The organism is Francisella salimarina (genome assembly GCF_007923265.1).
GTDB lineage: Bacteria > Pseudomonadota > Gammaproteobacteria > Francisellales > Francisellaceae > Francisella > Francisella salimarina.
The window spans coordinates 396,703-418,429 of record NZ_VOJA01000003.1 but is presented as its reverse complement, the minus strand read 5'-3'; the positions used below and the strand labels follow the sequence as shown (position 1 = coordinate 418,429).

The window sequence follows — 21,727 nt, the reverse complement described above, 5'->3', positions numbered from 1 at the left end:
AATTAACAAATTAATTACCAATTTTAGCTAGACGTTTGCCAGCTCTTAGATTATTTTCAATTTCCTCTAGAGATACATCTTTTGTCTCTGGTACAAAAAACTTCACAAATAAAACGCAAATTATACAAGATATAGCAAATCCAAAGAATGTACTATCTGGATGAAATGTCAGCCAAGTTAATGCAAAGTTACCAATAATAGCATTACAAATCCAGTTACTCATAGTTGAAGCTGTAACACCGAAGTCTCTACCTTCGATAGGCTGAATCTCTGAACATAAAATCCAAATTACAGGACCCATAGATATAGCAAACCCAAAAATGAATAATAAACAGAAAATTAGAGCAGTCCATTGTAGTGTTTGAGATAAAACCATTGGTTGGCCATATTCAAAGTGAGCTTTAAATATAAATCCTACTACAAGACATGATGTAATAAGTAAACTTAATCCAAAGTATAAAATAGGTTTACGTCCAAACTTATCAACATACTTAATAGCTAAGAACGTAGTCAACATATTCAGTAAACCAATTACTATTGTTGATGTTGAAGGATTAGTAAATCCTGCTAGTTTGAAAATATCTGTTGAATAATACATAAAAGCATTCATACCAGTAAACTGTTGAAATGCCTGTAAAGCAATACCTAGTAATACTACTTTTATAAAAAACTTTTTCTTAAGTAGTGAAAAGACACTAACTCCTGTATGAGTTGTTTGTCTAATTTCCTCATGCTCTTCTAGAGCTTCAGCTTCACTTGATCTTATCTTTTTAAGGACTAACGCAGCTTCTTGATTATTGCCCTTTAATACTAGCCACCTTGGGCTTCTTGGTAACGTCAAACACCCAAAAAACATTATCACAGATGGAACTGCTAATACAGCTAACATTATTCTCCATGAACCAGTACTTTCTAATGCGGAATTTGTCAGGAAAACCAAAAATAAGCCAATAGTAATCATTAACTGATACAAAGCTATAAGCGCTCCCCTAAACTCTTTTGGAGCGATTTCAGATAAATATAATGGAGCTATAAATGAAGCTATACCTACTGCTATACCTAAAACAAATCTTGATGAAATAAACACTTCATAATTTGGAGCTAAAATACCCACGATTGTAAATATAGAAAATATAGCAGCTGCAATTAATAAAACTTTTCTACGTCCATAGTGCTTTGATAAAAAGCCACTACATAACGCTCCACAAGCAGCACCTAGCAACAATACGCTAGATACATGACCACTCTCAGCAACACTTAAGTCAAATGTCTGGGATATAAAATGTAATGAACCATTGACATACCCAATATCCATACCAAAAAGTAACCCAGCAAGTGCTGCTATTATAGCCACACGAATGACTACAAAATTTATTTTTTTCTCACTCTGCATACAAACTTCCTACATTAATTTTTACTAAACACTACAATTACTCATGATATACTATACTCAAAATACAAAACAACATTTTTTTAATTATAAATGAAGATTTCGACTACAGTCTCACAACTAAAATTCTCCCATCGTCGTAAAAACATTTTGACTAACGAATGGGTATTAGTATCTCCTCACAGATTAAATAGACCTTGGCAAGGTCAATCAGAAGAAACACAAAAAAACACCCTTCCTGAGTATGATGATAAATGTTATCTTTGTCCAACTAATACTCGAGCAAATGGAGAAGTAAATCCTGACTTCAAAGAAACTTTTGTATTTGAGAATGATTTCTCAGCACTTTCTAAGGAAAAGATAGACCCTAAACTTGAAATAAATGACGATTTATTTCAATTAAGTGGTGCTACAGGTATTGCTAAGGTTGTTTGTTTTTCTGCTAAACATAATCTGACAATGGCATCAATGCAAGAAGAAGATATAACTAAAGTTGTAGATTTATGGGCAGCCGAAGTTAGTGAACTCAGTAAAAAATATCAGTGGGTGCAAGTTTTTGAAAATAAAGGTTCAATTATGGGTTGCTCAAATCCTCATCCGCATGGACAAATTTGGGCTTGTGACTTCTTACCAACAGAGGCTCAAAAAGAGTATAAATCGCAACAACAATACTTTGAGAAAAACAAGTCTAATATGCTGTTAGACTATGCTAATAGAGAAATAAATGAAAAAGACCGAATTGTTTATCAAAATGATGACTGGTTAATCGTTGTACCATTTTGGGCAACATGGCCCTATGAAACATTATTGCTACCAAAATTCAAATGCGCTCATATTAATCATCTGAATAATTTGCAAAGAAGATCACTTGCCAATGCTCTTAAAACATTATTAGTAAAATACGATAAGCTATTTGATACTTCATTCCCATATTCAATGGGCTGGCACGGTTCAATAAATGCTACAGAATCTGATTACTGGCAGCTTCATGCACATTTCTATCCGCCATTATTGCGTTCAGCAACAGTTAAGAAATTTATGGTTGGTTTTGAAATGCTTGGAGAATCGCAAAGAGATATTACTCCAGAGCTAGCAGCACAAGTATTAAGAGAGCTATAATTATGATGGACTGTATCAAAGATAATCTAATCAATCGTTTCGTTAAACTTTATGGTAGAACTCCCCAAGTTTTTTTCTCGCCTGGCAGAGTAAATTTAATTGGAGAACATACTGATTATAATAGTGGTTATGTAATGCCATTTGCAATCAACAAAGGCACTTTTATATCTATAGCAACAAGAAGTGATAATGTTGTAAATGTCTATAGTGAAAATCTTGATGACTCAACTTCTTTTAATATCAATGAAATAAACCAAGAAGTATCAAACACATGGCAAAACTATATAAAAGGCGTTATAGATATAATTAAATTAGATTTCCATAAAGATATCAGAGGTGCGGATATTTATATCTTTAGTGATTTACCTTTTGGAGCTGGTCTTTCATCATCTGCTTCTTTAAATACTGCATTAGCTTATGCTTATAATGAGATCTATAAACTAAACATCTCTAAACTTGAGCTTGCAGAAATTGCTCAAAAAGTCGAGCATGAATATATTGGTACAAAATGTGGAATTATGGATCAGATGGCTTGTTTATTTTCAGAGCAGAATGCTGCAACAATGATTGATTGTAATGATAATCATTGTAACAACATACCTTTTGAACTTGACAATCTATCGGTGCTTATTTGTGATACAAATATCAAACATAATCTAGCAGACTCTGCCTATAACAAACGTCGTCAAGTTTGTGAAGATATAGCTAAATTTAATAATATAAAATCACTGCGTGAGCTAGATATACAAAAATTAGAGCATACTAAAGCTAATTTTAATAACGAAGACTATAAACTCGCATTGCATGTCTACACAGAAAATCAAAGAGTAATAGATGCTACTAATGCAATGATAAGTAAAGATTGGAATGATTTAGGTAATTTAATGTACCAATCTCATAACTCTTTAAAAAATGATTATAAAGTTAGTTGTAATGAACTTGATTACTTAGTCGAGCTATCTCAAAGTTTTACTGGAGTTTATGGAGCTAGAATGACTGGCGGTGGCTTTGGAGGCTCAACTATACACCTTTTACCAACTAAACTTTTGAAGAGTTATACAAAGTACTTAGAAAAAAACTATTTTGAGAAGTTTAATATAAAACCAACTTTTTATATTTCAAAAGCTTGTAAAGGCACACATATAATATGTGATAAAAATAACTGATATTCTATGAATTTCTAGAATGACTATTCTTGGTAAATTATTAGAGTCAAAATTGACTACAATTTATTATAAGATTCAGATATTTTTTTATACTATTATAGCTTTGATCACATCACACTTTTCTTTTGCTTCAGAACCGCTCCATGATGAGGATATACTTGATAAAAAAAGCTATTACAACGTATATAACTTTGATGATATCAATAGTAAAGATTTCGAACCCGCACCATTTGTAGGAGTTAGTGGAGGATGGGGGCAAGCTACGGCTGGATCTCCCAGTGGTATAGTATTTACGACTGTTGGATATAGATTTACAGAATCCTTTGGTGCTGAATTTGGCTATGCTGCTGCCATATCTAAGCAGTATTCTACTACATTAGTCAATAATAACTATATGGGCATCTTAAAATACTATTATAAAATAAATAATTACTTAAATTTAAGTGCTGGTGTAGGAGCTGGCCTTAGTCATAATAATATACTCAATATAGACAATGCGAATAATGCTCCTGAATCATATCTTAATAGTGATAACTCTCAAACCGGATTTGTAATTTTCCCTATTAGCTTAGGAACACCTGTTAAATTTATCGACAACTTAAGTGTTGGTGTGAATTATATTTATGTCAGAAATTTTAACAATACATCTGTAAATATCGTTACAACAGGCTTAATATATTCATTTCTATAAACTTTAGTAGCTTATTAACCAATAGCTTTTATTTTTTAGCTAATATTTTCTCAATCGGCTGATAGTATTTTGAATCTTTAACAAGTATGTAACCAGTTTCACTATTAGAATCTGTAAGATAGGCATGTTCAAATATATTTGATTTTGTAAGTGGCTCATTTTTTGCATTAGCTATACCAAAATAGTAATTATAAATAACTCCTCTAGGATGTTCTTTTGATAATTCAACTTTAGTTTTGGAACCACCTTTATCTTTCAGCTCTTGAGAACTTAAAGAAGTTACGTGAATATAAAGCCCTTGTATATTATTACTATCTGTCAAATAACGTAAATAAGAATCAAGATTATAGCCAAACTCTATTGCTTTTGTCATACTCATAGGATTTTTAGGTTGGTTATAAATATCTATAACAATACTTTTAACTTTAAGTTGGCCTTTATATTTAGCAAACCATTCTTCTGCACTTAATAGCCAATTATTGTCTTGATTAAATATTTCATAAGTACGTTTATTTTTATAAGACAATCTTTCAAGATCACGATAGTTTTCTGATGAGTTATAGCTTATTTTTAAATGAAGACTTATAGTATCTAAGCTATAGTAATTTTTTATAAAGTTACTTTCTATATACTTTTTGATTTTCGACATTAGTATATTCTCACCACAGTTATCACTATTCACGTTGTACTTCCCGTCTATGCTAGGCACAGTAGGGTTAGCATTCACAAGATTATTATCAAGTTGATTAGCCACAAACACAGTACATTCATTTACTTTTTTACTAGATAACCAGCCTGTATCAACATACTCTCCTAAAACTACAGATAATCCTCGATCATAAGTTCTCTCAACTTTATATTGTCTATTATATTTTTTTTCAGCATAGCTTTGGACCATGTCTTTGATTTGACCACCTGTAGTAAGGGCAAAACTATAACAAAACTGTATAGGGATAAATAAAATTGAAACTGTTATTAATATCTTGTTTAATTTCATAGAAATTTAAGCCATTTAAAATAAAAAATTATTTACTTAATATTATAGCTAATTAATAATTTAAATGTTAACTGAAATAAATAGTATATGATGATTAATCAAGATTAATCTAACTAGAATATATTTTTGACTTTTTCTAATAAGTTATTTTTTTCTTGTTCAGTATATGCTTTAGACTGAATATTACCCCAAACTGGAGCTGGCCATACAGGGTCATTTTCAAAACGTCCTACTACATGAATATGCATTTGCTTAACTACATTACCTATAGTAGCTACATTTAGTTTGTCTGTATTATATTCTTTAACTACAAAGCTAGATAGTTTATTAATAATCTTATTAATATTATACTGCTGTGAATCATCAAGTTGATACCACTCTGTTCTATCTGTAAACGGTACAACTATAAACCAAGGCACTATTGAGTTATTCATTAGCAAAACTTTACAGTCTAAGTGTTCATAAATTTCAAATGTATCTGCCTCTAAACGAGAATCTAGTTTAAACATCAAACAGTTTCCTTACTTTTTCTAAATCTTGAAGCGTGTCAACACCAGCAGGAGTTGGTTTAGCTGATTGCTCAACAGCAATTTTATAACCATTATATAACACTCTTAGTTGCTCAAGAGCTTCATATTTTTCGATTGGTGATATTTCAAGTTCCGCATAGTGCTTCAAAAAGCCAACTCTATAAGTATATATACCAATATGTCTAAAAAACTCAGATATACTAACTTGATGATTCTCTGAAAAACCTCTTTCAAAAGGGATTGAGGCTCTGCTGAAATATAAAGCATAATTATTTTTATCAAAAACAACTTTGACATTATTTGGATTATATATGTCTCCAGGTTCAGTAATTCTCTCACACAATGTCGAGACAACTGCTTGTGGCTTTTCGATTAATAATTGCGCTGCTTGCTCGATATTTTCAATTGGAATCAAAGGTTCATCACCCTGTACATTGACAACAATATCTTCATCAGCAAAACCTAGCTTAGTAACTGCCTCAGCTATCCTATCTGTACCAGATTCATGATCGTCTCTTGTTAAGATTACTTTTGCACCAAATTTTTCTGCAACTTCTTTTATTTCTTCTGAGTCTGTAGCTATGATTATGCTCTTAAATTTTGATTTAGCTACCTGTTCATATACTCTTTGAATCATTGGCTTACCAGCGATATCTGCAAGCATCTTGCCAGGTAGACGTGTTGACTTAAGTCTAGCAGGAATTACAACATGAATATTAGCCATATTTTTTTACCTCTTCTAGCGTTAGTTTTTTGGCTTCTTCAACTAACATTACTGGAATATTCTCACGAATTGGATAGGCTAATTTGTCAGCCTTACAAATTAAAAGCTGATTTTCTTTGTCATAATGCAAGCTTGAGTTACAAGCTGGACAAACCAACACATTTAAAACCGAATGATCCACTATTTCACCTCTATTATAAATTCATATTTATCTGCTACTTGTTCTGCTTTGACAAGTATATAATCATTTACTTTACACCATGCTGGAATATCATGCATAGTCCCCGGATCTGTACAAACTACTTTTAGTTGTTCACCTGACTGCATGGCTTTCAAAGCATTTTGTGTTTTGATAACTGGCATTGGACAAAGAAGTCTTTCTAAGTTTAATTGTTGCATTATATATACCACTCTTTTTTAATCTCATCAGCAGGCATCGGCTTGACCACAACTTCCTTACTGGTACCGTCAAGATAGTTAAACACCATTGTTACGCTTTCAGCATTTTTACCCTGAGTAAATCTGCCTAAAATTTGTGCCGTAAAATCTTCATCAGCCTTGTCAAAGTCGCCATCAATAAGAATTAAAGGACCCTGATGGGATGAGCAGTAAACATGTATAAATTGATTTTTATAGCCATTTAAATAATTATTCTCACCTTCTTCGCGACCGACTATAAGTTTATACTCAGGTTTATAACGAATATGCCTGCCTACTTTAAGAAGCATAATATCATCAAATTCATACTCTTTTGAGTTACGCGCCTGCCATAAATCAACTAGTTTATCAGAGTATTGTTTATCAGTAAGAAAACAACATCCTCCAGCAGGAGATGCATAATCTTCTATACCCCACTCACGCGCCATTCTCATTTGATCTTTTCTACCTCTACCAGTTATTCCCATTAGCTTAGATCTATCAACCCAACCTTCTCTTTCAGGTTTTGTTTCTGGCAAGTTTTTAGCACTTAGCGGCCTAAGTAATAAATCATCTACACCCGATTGTTTTTGAACAACTGGCATTGTACTTTTACGCTGTGACATTGGTCTTTGACCTATTACTTCACCTGTAATTATAAAATCGAAGCCATTTTCCTTTGCCCATTCTTTTGCTTTACGCACCATAAAAATCTTACAATCTAGACATGGATTCATATTCGCACCATAGCCATATTTAGGGTTTAGTAAGACATCTTTGTACTCTTCAATCACATCAATAATATGTAACTTAATCCCTAACTGCTCAGCAACCCATAGTGAATTGTTACGTTTTTGTTTTTCTTTATCTTGCTTACGAATTGCATGAGTATGTCCCTCAACACAAAAACCAGTAAAAAAATTTATACCTTCTACATGTATACCCTGCTCTAGCATCATTTTTGTTGCAAGCATCGAATCAAGACCACCAGAGATTAGTGATACTGCTTTAACTTGTTTGTTTTCCATTGTTATTTTGTCTAATTAAATCAAATATTAAATATTTGTAATAATTTTAACATATCGATATTTTATAACTATAGTTTTGTGAGATTTGTATTTCTATTTAAGACTGTTTAGTTTTCTGACTATAAGACTGGGCCGCATAATACCCAGTTATTGATCCTAGCATTGATCCAGCAATTAAATCACTAGCAAAGTGAAAGTATTGTAACAATTGTGTAACCACGACTAAAAATGCCAACAATGCCCAAAGCCATCTATATTTTGGAAATAATATCCACATACTTACACTAAATGAAAATATAAATGTAGCATGACCAGATGGAAAAGAGTTGTTAATATTATCGAATGAAAACCAATTGAACCCATATAAATCATTTCTAATCAAAGAAGGATTATTTTTAAAAGTTTCCGTCCAATATCTACCAAAAATACCCTTTAAAATATCTTTGATAAATTGCCCAATTATAATTGCATTAGCTACTAGCAAGAATTTTGTATCAATATCTACTACTTTTTTGAGCATAAGCTTAATGAAATAGTATACATAAAATACAAATACCAAAACTTTTATAAATGAAATAATATCATCTGAGAAAAACTTCATAATCGTGTATTGTCGAGAATTATGCGCATATAGAAACCAAACAATTTGTCTATCGACAAAGTAGTAACAAAAGAGTATTGAAAATATTCCTAAAATAATTAGTAGCAAACCTTTTTTATTCATTTTCTTAATTTGATAGTTTTTAAAATGCGAATATTCTACGCCATTATGTTGCTGATGTTTAGTATTTTTTTAATGAAAGCACTCCCATATTTCCTGAGCCAATTTTTTACTAATTCCTTTAACCTTTGCTATTTCATCAACAGATGCTCTAGATAGTTCTTGCCAGCCTCCAAAATACATTATCAAAGCTTTACGGCGCTTTGGTCCAACGCCTTCTATTTCTTCAATAATTGATGATTGTCTATTTGCACTTACTTTTTTACGCTGACCTTTAATCGCATGATCATGAGCAGAGTCCCTAACTTGTCGTAATAATAAAAACCCTGGATTGTGTTCATCTAGTGTATATTCGGTATCATCAAAACCTTTATAGATTTTTTCTTTACCACTTATACGCTCAACACCTTTACCTAAACTTACAAGTTGGACTTTATCTTGAATTCCAAACTCTCTAAAAACGGCTTCTGCTTGATGAATCTGCCCTTTACCACCATCTATTATCATAATATCAGGAAGATTATCAGCTTCTAACCCTGAACTAACTCGACGCGATACTGCCTGATGAATTGCTGCATAATCATCTCCGGCTTTAATATCCTTGATATTGTATCTGCGATGAGATTTGCGGTCCTCACCTTCATCTGTATATACAACACATGATGCTATGGTTGCCTCACCTTGAAAGTGCGAAATATCAAAACACTCAATACGCTTAATATTTTTTTCTAACTCAAGAAATTCTTTGAGTGATTCTAAGCGTTTTTGATACTGAGATTTTGAACTTGTGTAGATGTTTAACTTTTGTCGTGCATTTACCTCAGCTAATTTCAACCATTTGAGATTGTCAGCAGCTGGTGCAACTATCCAATTTATGGCTTGACCGATTTTTTGAGAGATACTATTCATAAGATCAGTAATATCAGCAAACTCAACTTTTGATATGATTATATTTTTTGGCCAAATATTACGAATTTCATCACCTAAATAAAAATGTGATAAGAATGCATGCATTATTGAAGTTTTATCCTGGCCTTTGGCATCGATACTCCAATGTCTATCTGCGACAACATCACCATTTTGAATTTGTAATAATGCTATGCTTGCATAGCTATCTTGCATATAGATACCAATTACATCAAATGTTTTATCTTCTTGAATATCAACTATTTGCTGCTGTTGTAGCTTGCGTAATATCACTAACTGGTCGCGATAAACTTGAGCTTTCTCATACTCCATATCCTCAGAAGCTTGATACATTTTAGCTAAAATTTCTTCTAAAACACTACTAAACTTCCCCGCTAAAAACTTCTTCAAAATAGCTAACTGTTCATCATATTGCTCTTGAGAAACCAAGCCTACACATGGTGCTAGACAGCGTTTAATTTGATATTGCAAACATGGTCTAACCCTAGACTTATAGTATGAGTTTTCACACTGACGGATTGGAAAGATTTTTTGGATGATATTTAGAGTATTCTTAACTGATGATATAGATACATAAGGTCCAAAACATTGACCTTTTTTATATGCTGATTTACCACGATAAAAAGATACTCTAGGAAATTTATCACGAGAAATTACTAGATATGGATAACTTTTATCATCTTTAAATAGAATATTATATTTAGGACGATGTTGCTTAATGAGATTGTTTTCTAACAAATATGCTTCATAGTCACTAGGAGTAATAGTTATCTCAATTCGAGCTACTTGCTCTACCATCATTAGAGTTTTACTATCTTTCGCACCTTTAGAAAAATAACTATTTACCCGATTTTTGAGATTTTTTGCTTTACCGACATAGATTATCTCTCCGTGCTTATCAAGCATACGATAAACACCGGAGTGTGTAGTCAAGTTAGCCAAGAAACTTTTTAAATCAAAATCTTTAGAATTATCAGCAATCATCTAATTTTATTAAACAATAAATCTATGAAAATGATAACATATACCTAGTTTAATCTACTACTTATTAATAAATACAAACTAATGTATGAAATATACCCTTTTATAACTGATAGAATATGGATTATTGAGTATCCAGTTAAGTATTCAAGGATAAAATTTAGCTCCCGAACAACACTAGTAAAGCTAAAGGATGATTCCATACTAATACACTCTCCATGTAAGATTGACAATAGTTTAAAGAATAGGATTTTAAAGATTGGTGACGTTAGCTGTATAATAGCTCCTGGAAACTTCCATCATTTACATGTCAAATCTGCACAAGATGCTTTTCCTAAGGCTAAAACTTATATCTGCCAAGGTGTGGATAAGAAACAGCCTGGCCTAAAATATGATAAGATACTTACAGATGAGCCTATCTCGGAAGAATTACTACAGCAACCCATTCTGGGTAATAAAATTATGAACGAAGTTGCTTTTCTTCATAAAAACACCAAAACTCTAATATTAGTAGATGTTATTGAAAATATAGGTAGTAATACAAACAATATAGGCTGGGGTATAAAGATATGGTGGCTAATTCTTAGAATGTGGAACAAAGCTAAACCTGCTCCAGAATATCAAATCGGTTGGAGTGATAAAGAACTTGCAGCTCACTCTTTACAGAAAATTCTAGATTGGGATTTTGATAAAATCATTCTCGCTCACGGAGATTTAATCACCCAAAATGCTAAACAAATAGCCACCCTTGCATGGCGTAAACCTCTCAACAAATTAAAAAAATGATAATAGATACAAATAAGAAATTAGAAGATGTTGTAAAAGCTCTCAAAAATGCAAAAGAAATAGCTGTTGATACAGAGTTTTACTGGATGCGTACATATTACCCAGAGCTTTGTCTTGTACAAATAGCTACTGAAAATGAAATCTTCTTGATAGACACACTAGAAGATCTTGATTTTAGTAAACTTAAAGATATTTTTGAGGATACTAATATCCAAAAAATAATCCACTCGGCAACAAATGATATCCCAATTATAAAAAGATTTTTTGATTGTGAGGTTAATAATATTTTTGATACTCAGCTTGCAGCTTCATTTTTAGGTACTCAATCGCAGATATCTCTCAAAGCTCTACTCAAAGATATACTTGATATTGAAGTGGAGAAAGAATCACAGTTTTCAGACTGGCGTAAAAGACCGCTTTCTCAAAAGCAGTTTGACTATGCTCTAAAAGATGTTGAGCATCTTATAGAAATCAAATACCATCTTGAATCAAAACTTAATCAAACTGATTATAAGCAATACTTCCATGAAGAACTATTAGAGATACAAAAAACAGAGTTTAACACTGTTGATAATATCCATAATAAAATTGGTAATATCCAAAAATTTAATGAAAAAACTCAAAAAAACGCTATATTGGTAGCTCAATGGCGTGAATCTATCGCTCAACAAAAAAATATTCCTGTTAGATTTATTTTTGATAATAAAATTCTCTATGCAATAGCTCATAAAAATCCTAAGTCTTTAAATTCATTTGATACTGAAGAACTAAAAAAACTTAAGCCTTGGATCAAAAAAAGCATAATAACAGTTATAAACTCTAAACAGAATCTAGAGCATATAAACTTAGAGCAAAAATCTGGAGCTAAAATATCCACCGAGATAAATGACAAAATAACTAATTTTTTTGATCTTGAAACAAGAAACTTCAAATTCGATGCTTCACTAATAGCATCAAGAAAAGATATTCGCTCAGTAACATACAATCTTAGTATCGATCCCAATTACTCGAATAATAAGCTATTAGTTGGTTGGAGATATGAAATAGTTGGTAAAAAATTAAAAGAGTATATACTTGATACCATAAAATAATATATGACATTTTCTCTGCTATCTAATTATGAAAAATATAACTCGAGATTCTAAATTATTCCCTATAGTACTGGCTTTGTTTGCTGCCCTTCCACCACTAGCTGTCAACACTTATGCTCCTGCTATTCCACTGATAGCTAATGACTTTGGTGTTAGCAATAGTACAGTTCTTACAACCTTTGCAACATATTTTATTGGCTTTTCATTCGGTATGCTTTTTTGGGGAGCTATCTCTGATAAATATGGACGCAAAAAGATTATTATCATTGGTAGCGTAATCTATATCATAAGTACTGTCCTATGTTCATATAGTTATAACTTCAAAATGCTTGAAATAATGCGTTTGATACAAGGATTATCTGACTCAGTAGGTGCTGTAATAGCCTTCTCAATAGCTCGTGATTGTTACAAAGGTGCTAAACTTACAAACCTTGTAGCATCAATAATAATAATATTGTTAATAGCTCCAATAGTAGCTCCAATAATTGGTACTATTCTTACAAATTTAACTCATACTTGGCAAAGTACATTTCACTTTTTAACTATATATGGTGTAGTTATGCTTCTATGTGCTTTTCTAATTGAAGAAACTCTAGAGCATAAAGATAGAAAGTCTAGTATTCTAAAATTAATACCAAGCTACTTTCAACATTTAACTAATCCACGCTTTATGCTTGCTACAGTAGCAAGTGGTACTATTTTTGCAGCTCTTTTTATCTATATTTCATCATCAGCTTTAATTTACCTAGGTAGCTATGCAACAGGATCTTTATGGTACTGTATATATTATGGTTTATGCTGTGTTGCTGCTATATTTGCAAATTACTTGATAAAAAGACACTCAAGCAAAGTTCAACAACTTAAATTTTTATACTATAGTGTCGCACTTATAACTATAAGCTGTATTATTTCAATTATCTTTAATAGCCTAAATCTTGATAATGCCTTTTTTTATACATTAATAATGTTTGTTTTATGTGGAAATGTAGCCTTTAGCTCAACTCTTATTTATTCATTTGCAATTGATCAAATTGACCATAGTTTTGGCACAGCTAACTCGATTGTTAACTTTATCAAAAATATGATTGCTGCAAGCGGAAGTTATTTTATAAGTTTCTATCATGATAGAGATTTAGTGATAGCATCTCCAATTTTTCAATTTATCTTTGCATTAGCAACAGTTATGCTACTTTTTGGAATTTATAAACTAAATAAAAAGTATTCATAAATTCGTTATTATAATTAATAAATCAGAATAAAAATTCTTTTAATAAATGATTTTTTCTTATAACTTATACTAATCAATTATCCCAGGAACTCATTATGATTTTAGCCATATTTGATTTTGATGGAACGATTTGTGATACAAAAGATAGTATCTTAAATATTACAGACTTGACATACAAGTCACTAAATAAAAATATATCCAAGGATCTTATTAAGGATACTTTAAAACTAGGATGCTCACTGGAAAAGACTTTTTCAAAAATAAATACAAGTCTTAACTTAGATTTCGACATAGATTTCTTAGTTAAGATCTATAGAAACTTATATAATAATAATGGATATAAATATATAAACGTTTATGAAGGTATTACTGCACTTCTAGATTTTCTCAAAAAGAAAGACGTTACTATTTTAGTTCTAAGTAATAAAGGAAGTGAATCAATAGAAAAGATTCTTAAGTACAATAAGATTGATAGATATATTGATGAAGTTATTGGAGCTGATTCTTGTAAGTATAATAAACCTAACCCAAAGCTGATTTCAGAAGTTATTAGTGCTAAATATCCTAACATTGAAAAAGAAAAAACATATATTATTGGTGACACTTTAACAGATATCAAATTTGCCAAGAATTGTAGTTTAAAATCTTGTTTTGTAAGTTATGGATATGGAGATACTAACGAGTGCATTCAATTACAGCCTGATATAGTCATCCACAACCCTAAAGAATTATTTAAAATAAAAGGTCTATTTTAGCAATTTGACCATCTAATATTTGTAAATATACCTTTTATCTTCTTGAGGTAAAATTATACACTAAACCTCTACAGAATGAGTCTTTTCTAACAGATATTCTTTCTTAACTACTTGTAGAGTTTTCTCATTAGTTGACTCAAGCACTACTTCTGGAGCTACTCCATTTTGATATGCCTCTAACCATCTCAACGCACATAGACACCATTTATCTCCAGGTTTGAGTCCTGGAAAATCAAATAAAAGATTAGGTGTAGACAAGTCATTGCCTCTTGATGCTGTATACTCTAGAAACTCTTTGGTCATAATAGCACAAACAACATGTAAGCCATGATCATGATTATCAGTGCGACAAAAGCCATCTCTATAAAACCCAGTCTTAGGCTCTAAACAACATGGCTTCAATACACCACCTAAAACATTTTTTTGTTCTGACATATTTTTTAAAAAAAGATTGTTTTATTAAATATAATAAAGCAGAAAAATAATGAAATAAATATTTTAAGATTAAAGTTTTGAAATATCAGCTACACCAACAAACATTTTATGAATAGTTGCAAGTAATGCAATTCGATTATCTCTGACACTGGCATCATCATCCATAACCATTACATTTTCAAAGAACTCGCTAATGACTTTATCAAGACAAGTTAGAAGCTCTAAAGCATAGCCATAGTCTCTATTGTCTAAATACTTATCAAGATCAGCACTTATTTCTTCGATACTATAAGCAAGTGCTAGCTCATACTCATTACCTATCGATTTAGCTAACTCAATGTTATAAAAGTCCTTATTCTCATCGGAAGCGTTCTTATTAAGAATATTAGCAACACGCTTATTTGATGCTATAAGGCTCTGTGCTTTATCTGAAGATAGAAAGCTAGTTACAGCCATTATTCTAGCTGCAAAATCCTTGATTGAATCATATTTAGTATTAATCACTGACTCAAAGATATTTACAGCGACACCTTCATCTTTATATAGATTTTTTAGTCTATCTAGACAGAATGATATAACTTCTGCTTTTATATCAGAACTAAACTCTAAGTTATTTACTTCTTTATAGCTATCTAATGCAATTTCGATAACCTTTTCTAAAGCTATATCAATATTTGTATCTCTTAGAATACGTAGAATACCAATTGCAGATCTTCTTAGAGCAAATGGATCTTTGTTTCCTGTTGGTTTTTGACCAACTCCAAATATCCCAACTAGAGTATCTAACTTTTCCGCCAATGCAACACAAGCTGCGACATCAGTTTTTGGTAATTCTGCACCAGAGTATTTTGGCCAATACTGTTGTTCTATAGCATCAGCGACGATATCTGTTTCACCATGCGCTTTTGCATAGTACTTACCTATGATCCCTTGTAGATCAGTAAACTCAAATACCATATCAGATATCAAATCAGCCTTAGCTAATAAACCAGCTCTGTAAGCTTGTTGGCTATCTACATTATTCAAATCTGCTAATTTCTGTGCTGTATTAGCAATTCTTTGAGCTTTTTGATACATATTTCCAAGTTTATTTTGGAATGTAACATTTTCTAATCTAGGTAATAGCTGTTCTAAAGATTTCTTCAGATCTGTATCATAGAAAAATGCCGCATCAGCTAATCTTGCATTCATAACTTTTTGATTACCAGATGTTACAAGCTCAGGCTTCTTACTCTCAATATTTGAGATTGTAATAAAGTTTGCAACAAGATTATTATCGCAATCTAATAATGCAAAACACTTTTGATGCTCCTCCATTGAGGATATCAACGCCTCTTGCGGTACTCTCAAGAAATCATTATTAAAACTACATAGCATAGCATTTGGATACTCTACAATAGCACAAACCTCTTCAACAAGATCATCATCCAAAACTACTTTATAGTTATTTTCTTTAGCTATCTTTTGGGCTTGTTCAATTAACATCTGCTTGCGTTGCTCCCAATCGACAAGAACTTTAGCTTCAGCTAATATTCCCTCATATTCAGAAATCTCATTGATATATATTGCATCAGGATGATGAAACCTATGCCCATAAGTAACATTAGAAGCCTTATGTCCTAGAATCTCAATATCAACAGCTTCTCTACCGTATAATGCCAAGACCCAATGCACAGGTCTCACAAATTCAACTACCGAATCACCCCAACGCATCATTTTTGGAATTGGTAGCTGTTTAAGCGCTTTTGCAATGATTTCTTGCAATAAGGAAATAGTTGGCTGACCAGACTGTGTAGTTTTATAATAAAGTTTGTCACCCTTTGGTGTTTCGATTCTACCTAACTGATCAAGCTCTACACCACAAGAATTTGCAAATCCCAAAGCTACTTTTGTTGGTTCACCATCTTTATACGCAATATTTACTAAAGGCCCTTGTTTTTCAATAACTATATCATCTTGAAACTCTGCTAAATTTTTAATTACAAAAGATAACCTTCTTGGTGACGCAAACCACTTAGTTTTACCAAAACTAACTTTTGCCTCTTGTAATTGGTTACTTACACTGTTTAACAGTGACTGTGCTAAATTTCGCAATGCTTTTGGAGGTAATTCTTCTGTACCTAATTCGAATAAAAAATCTTTTGTAACTTTGCTCATTTACAAACCCTATAGATAAATGTTTACTTTATTAATACTCTCTAGATGCTGGAAAGTATAATTATTATGAATATTGGGCTATATTATAACTTAATAACCCAAAGAATTTAACTAAACATCTATGTTTATTGATACGCATTGTCACTTAGATTTTACTATTTTTGATAAAACACGAACTACACTATTACAAAACTGTGATGAATTAGGTATTACTCACTTTATAAACCCTGCTACTCAAAGAAATAATTGGGACAATCTAATTCAACTTAATCAGCAATATAATAATATCTCTATTTGTTTTGGCTTACATCCAGTATTTATGAATAATCACAGCCTCTCTGACTTAAATGCTTTAGAAGAATATAGTAATAAACACTCAACTAAAATAGTTGGAGAAATTGGTCTAGATAAAAGATTTGAAAATTTTGATAAACAAATAGAATTTTTTTCAGCGCAAATAGCTATTGCTAAAAATCTCAATAAACAAATAATCATTCATGCTGTAAAATCTCATAGTGAGGTACTACAAATCATTAAAGATTTAAAATTTACTAATGGTGGTATTATTCATGCTTTTAACGCAAATGATATTATCGCACAACAATATATAGATAGTGGTTTTAAACTAGGTATTGGAGGAATTATCTCTCATCCACAATCAAAACTTAAACAAACTCTACAAAAAGTTAATCCTAAAAATATTGTTTTAGAAACAGACTCACCTGACATGAGACTTTATGATAATCCAAAAAATATTAATACTCCAAAAAATATACCCATAATTTTTGAAATGCTTAAGGATATTTATCAATTAAATCCTGATATACTAAAACAACAAATTTATAATAACAGCTTAGAATTTATCTAAAAAATGTATATAGCCAACTTACGCTTACAAAACTTTAGAAATATTCCTTTTAAGAGTTTTGATTTTAAAAATAGTATAAACTTTATAGTTGGCAAAAATGGTTCTGGTAAAACATCTATACTTGAATCGATATATTTTCTCTCACATAGTAGATCATTTCGCAGCTCACAGCTTAATCGCATAATTAACCATGATAGCGATGAGTTTATAGTCTATACAAAAGCTTATAACCCTGATGAAGTAATCATCTCACTATCACGTAAAAAAAATAGTAATAATATTTCAAAATTAAATAGCGAAATTCAAAAAAACCACACTGAGATAACTCGAGCTTTGCCTATCCAATTAATGAATCCTGAAAGCTTCAACATTATAAATTCAGGTGCTCAACAAAGATGTAAAGTACTCGACTGGGGAGCTTTTTATCTTGATAAAACATTTTTAAAAATATGGCAACAAACCAAATTTTTAGTAAAGCAAAGAAACTCAGCTCTCAAACAAAACTATCCTAAAGCTTATATTAACGGAATAGATAAAAAATTATGTGAATTTGCAGATATATTGGATAAAAAGAGACATACTTATTTCTCAAAATTAAAACCAAAGATCTATGAAATTCTATCGCAGTTTAACCCAAATTTAAAACTGGACATAGATTACTTCCGCGGCTGGAATTCACACAAAAGTCTAACACAGGTTTTAGAGGAGTCATTTGAATCTGATAATAGATACAATGTAACTAATCATGGACCTCATAAGGCAGATATAGTCCTAACTACAAATCATAAGCCAATACAAGATATCTTCTCCCGTGGTCAACAAAAACTACTGATTTGTGCAATCAAACTAGCACAAGGAGAAATTCATAACCTAGAAAATGAAAATAAATGTATTTATCTAATAGATGATATAACATCCGAACTTGATAATATTCACACACAGACACTATTTAACTATCTAAAAAAGCTAAAATCGCAGGTTTTCATTACCACAACCGAAAAAAACAACATCAATGACTTTCTTGACTTAGATAGTCATATTATCGAAATATAGGATATAAAATAATGCTTAGAATAATACTCTCACTGTTTCTACCAATACTAGTTTTTGCCAATAATCCAATATGTGATGGTAATACTTATGAAATTAACCAATGCCTCAAGACTCAAATGCAAACGTATAACAAAAAACTAGATTCTCTTAAAGGATCTAACATCAAAAATTTTAAAAGATACCGTGATAATATATGCTCAAACATTAGCTCTGCATATAATGGAGGAACTTATGAATCTATTAAATATGGAAACTGTATAATTTCTCTTGATAGGTGGTTTTTAGAAGAGATAAAAGTGTAAAGTTTTCCTAAAACTTTATGGAGCAGTACATAACTTATTCCAAAAACCAGCAGTGTCTTCATCTTTAGCATAACTATCACACATTGTAGAACCTTGACCTACGCCTGAAATAAAGTCGCCTTTTTCACTGACAAAACTTTCAAGGATAGACACAACTTCAGGGTTAGTTTGATTCCCTAATCTCTCCGACCCATTTCTTTGAACATATACATAATCACTATCAGGCTCATTTATTATATCATACTCATTACCATCACTAAGTGTAGTCTTTAAGGTCACTCTCCCACCATCTCCTCTGAAAGCTAATAAAAGATTGCCATTATCTCCAGTTAAACATCCTTTATCACCATTCGGAAGAATCGAACCTGTCGCTGCTCTTGGACTTGAGCATAAAATACCCCAAACACCCCCTGTCGTTGTAGTTTCTGTCATAGGTGGATTAGATGGGGCTGAGTCACTTGAAGATGGCGTATCCTCATTATTATTTGAGGATATATCTCCATCATTAGCTACACCAGGAACCATACCATTAGACAAATTTCCTGCAGATTTACTTACTTTAAGAGTTATCGCATTTGAGCAATATACACTGATAAAAACACCTCCTAATAAGACCAATATTCTCTTAAATTTCATGACTAACCTCCTAAGTTAATATCCTACTCAGATAATACTAAATCATACTGATAATACGGATCTGTAATATCAGGTATTAAAGTTGGTTCAACATAGACTTTAATATTTGCATTCTGAGCATCTACTCTTTCTTTACACACTTGTACAACATTATCTTTATTCACTTCAACACACCCCCAAAGTTCAGAGTCCTCATCGGGAAATTTTCCAGCCTCATATGTATAATGAGTAATCTCATTAATATAGCTTCGTGCCGCGATATCTGCACCAGAAAGTTTTGCTCTAACTTGATAGTTTGAGTACATTGGTATTGCTACTGCAGCTATAATAGCAATTATCGCAATAACAATTATTAACTCTATTAAAGAAAAACCTCTATTATTCATACAACTAATATAGATAAGTAAAAACCTCACTGAGAATAACTCCTATTATAAAGCAAATACATAGAAAAAAATAATAGCACCTATTAAAAATTGATTAGTAAAACTATATTTTCATGAATAATCACTGTTTAAAAATCTTTATCTATTCGTTAATTTAATCCAATAATATATAATTAACTTTATTATTAACTGATCTATGAATTTTCAGTTGTGCTAAAAAAAACCATAGGCTTTATAAGCCTAGCTTTCATGCTCGTTGGTTGTAAAGATACCTACAAAAACAATCAATGGAGTAAATTCCATAGAGATTCAGCTACTAGCTCTGATCTACACTCAAGGCTTGTTGAAGTTCATAATCGTGAAAGTATCGGATTTAAATATTCACCCTACGGTGCAGATTTTAAGAATAAATTATAACCTAAGCTCTTTTACTAACTGCAACATTTGTCATATATACACCCAAGAACACTACTCCTCCAAAAAGTAGTGATAAGATCGAAATTGTTTCTCCGTATAAAACAAAACCAATCAAAATAACTAAAAATGGCATAGTATTTTGAAAAACTGCTGTTTTATAAACTCCTATTTCTTCAAGAGCTCTTAAGTACCATAAATAGGCTAATACCGTTGCAAATGCAGCTATGTATAACATACTTCCCCAGAACTTAATATCTGTATTAGCAAGTTCTGAAAAATCAGATTTAAATAAACTTACAACAGCAAACATTATCATACCAACTATAGCTCCATAAGTATTGATTGTAATCATATCAACACCTTCTCTTACACAACATTTACCGAATATTGCATAAGCTGAGAAACAAACAACTGCTAATATACTTAATACTTCTCCAAGATTCATATTTACGCTAGTTGAACATTGTGAGGCACCACTAGAAAACATAACAACACCAATTGTACCTAACAAAGCAACTAAGATACCTATTTTTGCTTGTTGATTAACTCTCATATTGAACATATAGCTTGACAGTATAGTTATTAAACATGGACTAAAAGCATATATAATTGCAACAATATTTCCTGATATAAGTTTCTCAGCCCATAAGAATGTTATGTTATACAAGAACACTCCAAAGAACCCCACAGCTATAACATAAAGCCATTGTCTAAGATTTAAGCGTGGAAATAATGTTTTGGTGAAAATATAATGCACTACAAGAAAAATCAAAGACGCCATAATGTAACGAATAAGACCAACCATATATATATCGACATACTCTAATGGAATGGGTGCTATATGATATAAGCTAGCCCAGAAAACTAAGGCTAAGAATATTTTGATATACCCTTGAAATAAAGAAGAGCTCATGAGTTTTAG

25 protein-coding genes are annotated in these 21,727 nt (G+C 31.5%); 11 read left to right on the top strand and 14 right to left on the bottom strand.

Annotated elements, in window-relative coordinates; all coding sequences use genetic code 11:
- Positions 1-10 precede the first annotated feature (10 nt).
- A complete protein-coding gene (locus tag FQ699_RS04365; protein ID WP_013923246.1) occupies positions 11-1,393 on the bottom strand; it encodes a sugar porter family MFS transporter in 1,383 nt (460 codons plus the stop codon).
- Between the two features lie 90 nt (positions 1,394-1,483).
- On the opposite strand from FQ699_RS04365, the gene FQ699_RS04360 reads away from it, so the two are divergent.
- Genes FQ699_RS04360 through FQ699_RS04350 form a run of 3 tightly spaced genes read left to right on the top strand, consistent with a single transcriptional unit; the run spans position 1,484 to position 4,366 of the window.
- The gene (locus FQ699_RS04360; protein ID WP_146421278.1) at positions 1,484-2,509 is read left to right on the top strand and encodes a UDP-glucose--hexose-1-phosphate uridylyltransferase; all 1,026 of its coding nucleotides are present in this window, start codon (positions 1,484-1,486) and stop codon (positions 2,507-2,509) included.
- 2 nt (positions 2,510-2,511) lie between these two features.
- The gene (gene galK / locus FQ699_RS04355) at positions 2,512-3,675 is read left to right on the top strand and encodes a galactokinase (protein ID WP_146421277.1); all 1,164 of its coding nucleotides are present in this window, start codon (positions 2,512-2,514) and stop codon (positions 3,673-3,675) included.
- Between the two features lie 19 nt (positions 3,676-3,694).
- The gene (locus FQ699_RS04350) at positions 3,695-4,366 is read left to right on the top strand and encodes an outer membrane beta-barrel protein (protein WP_146421276.1); all 672 of its coding nucleotides are present in this window, start codon (positions 3,695-3,697) and stop codon (positions 4,364-4,366) included.
- A 28-nt stretch (positions 4,367-4,394) separates the two neighbouring features.
- On the opposite strand, the gene FQ699_RS04345 is transcribed toward FQ699_RS04350, so the two are convergent.
- The 8 genes from FQ699_RS04345 to uvrC form a co-directional block, all read right to left on the bottom strand.
- Entirely contained in the window at positions 4,395-5,363 is a 969-nt protein-coding gene (locus FQ699_RS04345) for a hypothetical protein (RefSeq protein ID WP_146421275.1), read from the bottom strand.
- 113 nt (positions 5,364-5,476) lie between these two features.
- Positions 5,477-5,872 carry an HIT domain-containing protein gene (locus tag FQ699_RS04340; RefSeq protein ID WP_013923251.1) on the bottom strand — a complete coding sequence of 132 codons (396 nt, stop codon included), beginning with the start codon at positions 5,870-5,872 and terminating at the stop codon, positions 5,477-5,479.
- Positions 5,865-6,617, bottom strand: a complete 753-nt coding sequence (gene kdsB / locus FQ699_RS04335) for a 3-deoxy-manno-octulosonate cytidylyltransferase (protein WP_146421274.1) — start codon at positions 6,615-6,617, stop codon at positions 5,865-5,867. The genes FQ699_RS04340 and kdsB overlap by 8 nt, the downstream gene beginning before the upstream one ends.
- The gene (locus FQ699_RS04330; protein WP_146421273.1) at positions 6,610-6,798 is read right to left on the bottom strand and encodes a Trm112 family protein; all 189 of its coding nucleotides are present in this window, start codon (positions 6,796-6,798) and stop codon (positions 6,610-6,612) included. The genes kdsB and FQ699_RS04330 overlap by 8 nt, the downstream gene beginning before the upstream one ends.
- A complete protein-coding gene (locus FQ699_RS04325; RefSeq protein WP_042518577.1) occupies positions 6,798-7,016 on the bottom strand; it encodes a sulfurtransferase TusA family protein in 219 nt (72 codons plus the stop codon). Before FQ699_RS04325 ends, FQ699_RS04330 begins: the two co-directional genes overlap by 1 nt.
- Complete coding sequence (locus tag FQ699_RS04320) at positions 7,016-8,062, bottom strand: tRNA (5-methylaminomethyl-2-thiouridylate)-methyltransferase (protein ID WP_146421272.1); 1,047 nt, start codon at positions 8,060-8,062, stop codon at positions 7,016-7,018. Before FQ699_RS04320 ends, FQ699_RS04325 begins: the two co-directional genes overlap by 1 nt.
- 97 nt (positions 8,063-8,159) lie before the next feature.
- Positions 8,160-8,786, bottom strand: a complete 627-nt coding sequence (locus FQ699_RS04315) for a phosphatase PAP2 family protein (protein ID WP_146421271.1) — start codon at positions 8,784-8,786, stop codon at positions 8,160-8,162.
- Positions 8,787-8,855: 69 nt separating this feature from the next.
- Positions 8,856-10,694 carry an excinuclease ABC subunit UvrC gene (uvrC, locus tag FQ699_RS04310; RefSeq protein ID WP_146421270.1) on the bottom strand — a complete coding sequence of 613 codons (1,839 nt, stop codon included), beginning with the start codon at positions 10,692-10,694 and terminating at the stop codon, positions 8,856-8,858.
- Positions 10,695-10,775: 81 nt separating this feature from the next.
- Here uvrC and FQ699_RS04305 point away from each other — a divergent pair, with 81 nt between their 5' ends.
- The 4 genes from FQ699_RS04305 (at position 10,776) to FQ699_RS04290 (ending at position 14,551) form a co-directional block, all read left to right on the top strand.
- Positions 10,776-11,477 (top strand): DUF4336 domain-containing protein, encoded by a 702-nt coding sequence (locus FQ699_RS04305; RefSeq protein WP_146421269.1) that lies wholly within the window; start codon positions 10,776-10,778, stop codon positions 11,475-11,477.
- A complete protein-coding gene (locus tag FQ699_RS04300) occupies positions 11,474-12,568 on the top strand; it encodes a ribonuclease D (protein WP_146421268.1) in 1,095 nt (364 codons plus the stop codon). The genes FQ699_RS04305 and FQ699_RS04300 overlap by 4 nt, the downstream gene beginning before the upstream one ends.
- 28 nt (positions 12,569-12,596) lie before the next feature.
- Positions 12,597-13,796 (top strand): multidrug effflux MFS transporter, encoded by a 1,200-nt coding sequence (locus tag FQ699_RS04295; RefSeq protein WP_146421267.1) that lies wholly within the window; start codon positions 12,597-12,599, stop codon positions 13,794-13,796.
- A gap of 95 nt (positions 13,797-13,891) precedes the next feature.
- Positions 13,892-14,551: an HAD family hydrolase gene (locus FQ699_RS04290; protein ID WP_146421266.1), complete on the top strand. Its 660-nt coding sequence runs from the start codon at positions 13,892-13,894 to the stop codon at positions 14,549-14,551.
- A 60-nt stretch (positions 14,552-14,611) separates the two neighbouring features.
- On the opposite strand, the gene FQ699_RS04285 is transcribed toward FQ699_RS04290, so the two are convergent.
- Together FQ699_RS04285 and glyS are read right to left on the bottom strand one after the other, a co-directional pair.
- Complete coding sequence (locus tag FQ699_RS04285; RefSeq protein WP_146421265.1) at positions 14,612-14,986, bottom strand: DUF2237 family protein; 375 nt, start codon at positions 14,984-14,986, stop codon at positions 14,612-14,614.
- A 69-nt stretch (positions 14,987-15,055) separates the two neighbouring features.
- Positions 15,056-17,143: a glycine--tRNA ligase subunit beta gene (gene glyS / locus FQ699_RS04280; protein ID WP_146421264.1), complete on the bottom strand. Its 2,088-nt coding sequence runs from the start codon at positions 17,141-17,143 to the stop codon at positions 15,056-15,058.
- Positions 17,144-17,264: 121 nt separating this feature from the next.
- Between glyS and FQ699_RS04275 the strand changes: the two genes are divergently transcribed.
- The 3 genes from FQ699_RS04275 to FQ699_RS04265 are packed head-to-tail and all read left to right on the top strand — an operon-like array spanning position 17,265 to position 19,366.
- On the top strand, positions 17,265-18,011 hold the full coding sequence (locus FQ699_RS04275) for a TatD family hydrolase (protein WP_146421263.1): 747 nt from the start codon (positions 17,265-17,267) through the stop codon (positions 18,009-18,011).
- Between the two features lie 3 nt (positions 18,012-18,014).
- Positions 18,015-19,064, top strand: coding sequence for a DNA replication/repair protein RecF (gene recF / locus FQ699_RS04270; RefSeq protein ID WP_146421262.1), 1,050 nt, complete (start codon positions 18,015-18,017; stop codon positions 19,062-19,064).
- 11 nt (positions 19,065-19,075) lie between these two features.
- On the top strand, positions 19,076-19,366 hold the full coding sequence (locus tag FQ699_RS04265) for a lysozyme inhibitor LprI family protein (protein ID WP_146421261.1): 291 nt from the start codon (positions 19,076-19,078) through the stop codon (positions 19,364-19,366).
- A gap of 15 nt (positions 19,367-19,381) precedes the next feature.
- On the opposite strand, the gene FQ699_RS04260 is transcribed toward FQ699_RS04265, so the two are convergent.
- Together FQ699_RS04260 and FQ699_RS04255 are read right to left on the bottom strand one after the other, a co-directional pair.
- Positions 19,382-20,002 (bottom strand): hypothetical protein, encoded by a 621-nt coding sequence (locus tag FQ699_RS04260; RefSeq protein WP_146421260.1) that lies wholly within the window; start codon positions 20,000-20,002, stop codon positions 19,382-19,384.
- Positions 20,003-20,025: 23 nt separating this feature from the next.
- On the bottom strand, positions 20,026-20,388 hold the full coding sequence (locus tag FQ699_RS04255) for a prepilin-type N-terminal cleavage/methylation domain-containing protein (RefSeq protein WP_146421259.1): 363 nt from the start codon (positions 20,386-20,388) through the stop codon (positions 20,026-20,028).
- A 210-nt stretch (positions 20,389-20,598) separates the two neighbouring features.
- Here FQ699_RS04255 and FQ699_RS04250 point away from each other — a divergent pair, with 210 nt between their 5' ends.
- Positions 20,599-20,805, top strand: coding sequence for a hypothetical protein (locus FQ699_RS04250; protein WP_146421258.1), 207 nt, complete (start codon positions 20,599-20,601; stop codon positions 20,803-20,805).
- Between the two features lies 1 nt (position 20,806).
- On the opposite strand, the gene FQ699_RS04245 is transcribed toward FQ699_RS04250, so the two are convergent.
- Positions 20,807-21,718, bottom strand: coding sequence for a DMT family transporter (locus tag FQ699_RS04245; protein ID WP_146421257.1), 912 nt, complete (start codon positions 21,716-21,718; stop codon positions 20,807-20,809).
- Positions 21,719-21,727: the final 9 nt, after the last annotated feature.

Coding starts and splice junctions, on each gene's coding strand:
- FQ699_RS04365 (WP_013923246.1), bottom strand. CDS start 1,393: ATGCAGAGTGAGAAAAAAATAAATTTTGTAGTCATTCGTGTGGCTATA.
- FQ699_RS04360 (WP_146421278.1), top strand. CDS start 1,484: ATGAAGATTTCGACTACAGTCTCACAACTAAAATTCTCCCATCGTCGT.
- galK (WP_146421277.1), top strand. CDS start 2,512: ATGATGGACTGTATCAAAGATAATCTAATCAATCGTTTCGTTAAACTT.
- FQ699_RS04350 (WP_146421276.1), top strand. CDS start 3,695: ATGACTATTCTTGGTAAATTATTAGAGTCAAAATTGACTACAATTTAT.
- FQ699_RS04345 (WP_146421275.1), bottom strand. CDS start 5,363: ATGAAATTAAACAAGATATTAATAACAGTTTCAATTTTATTTATCCCT.
- FQ699_RS04340 (WP_013923251.1), bottom strand. CDS start 5,872: ATGTTTAAACTAGATTCTCGTTTAGAGGCAGATACATTTGAAATTTAT.
- kdsB (WP_146421274.1), bottom strand. CDS start 6,617: ATGGCTAATATTCATGTTGTAATTCCTGCTAGACTTAAGTCAACACGT.
- FQ699_RS04325 (WP_042518577.1), bottom strand. CDS start 7,016: ATGCAACAATTAAACTTAGAAAGACTTCTTTGTCCAATGCCAGTTATC.
- FQ699_RS04320 (WP_146421272.1), bottom strand. CDS start 8,062: ATGGAAAACAAACAAGTTAAAGCAGTATCACTAATCTCTGGTGGTCTT.
- FQ699_RS04315 (WP_146421271.1), bottom strand. CDS start 8,786: ATGAATAAAAAAGGTTTGCTACTAATTATTTTAGGAATATTTTCAATA.
- uvrC (WP_146421270.1), bottom strand. CDS start 10,694: ATGATTGCTGATAATTCTAAAGATTTTGATTTAAAAAGTTTCTTGGCT.
- FQ699_RS04305 (WP_146421269.1), top strand. CDS start 10,776: ATGTATGAAATATACCCTTTTATAACTGATAGAATATGGATTATTGAG.
- FQ699_RS04300 (WP_146421268.1), top strand. CDS start 11,474: ATGATAATAGATACAAATAAGAAATTAGAAGATGTTGTAAAAGCTCTC.
- FQ699_RS04295 (WP_146421267.1), top strand. CDS start 12,597: ATGAAAAATATAACTCGAGATTCTAAATTATTCCCTATAGTACTGGCT.
- FQ699_RS04290 (WP_146421266.1), top strand. CDS start 13,892: ATGATTTTAGCCATATTTGATTTTGATGGAACGATTTGTGATACAAAA.
- FQ699_RS04285 (WP_146421265.1), bottom strand. CDS start 14,986: ATGTCAGAACAAAAAAATGTTTTAGGTGGTGTATTGAAGCCATGTTGT.
- glyS (WP_146421264.1), bottom strand. CDS start 17,143: ATGAGCAAAGTTACAAAAGATTTTTTATTCGAATTAGGTACAGAAGAA.
- FQ699_RS04275 (WP_146421263.1), top strand. CDS start 17,265: ATGTTTATTGATACGCATTGTCACTTAGATTTTACTATTTTTGATAAA.
- recF (WP_146421262.1), top strand. CDS start 18,015: ATGTATATAGCCAACTTACGCTTACAAAACTTTAGAAATATTCCTTTT.
- FQ699_RS04265 (WP_146421261.1), top strand. CDS start 19,076: ATGCTTAGAATAATACTCTCACTGTTTCTACCAATACTAGTTTTTGCC.
- FQ699_RS04260 (WP_146421260.1), bottom strand. CDS start 20,002: ATGAAATTTAAGAGAATATTGGTCTTATTAGGAGGTGTTTTTATCAGT.
- FQ699_RS04255 (WP_146421259.1), bottom strand. CDS start 20,388: ATGAATAATAGAGGTTTTTCTTTAATAGAGTTAATAATTGTTATTGCG.
- FQ699_RS04245 (WP_146421257.1), bottom strand. CDS start 21,718: ATGAGCTCTTCTTTATTTCAAGGGTATATCAAAATATTCTTAGCCTTA.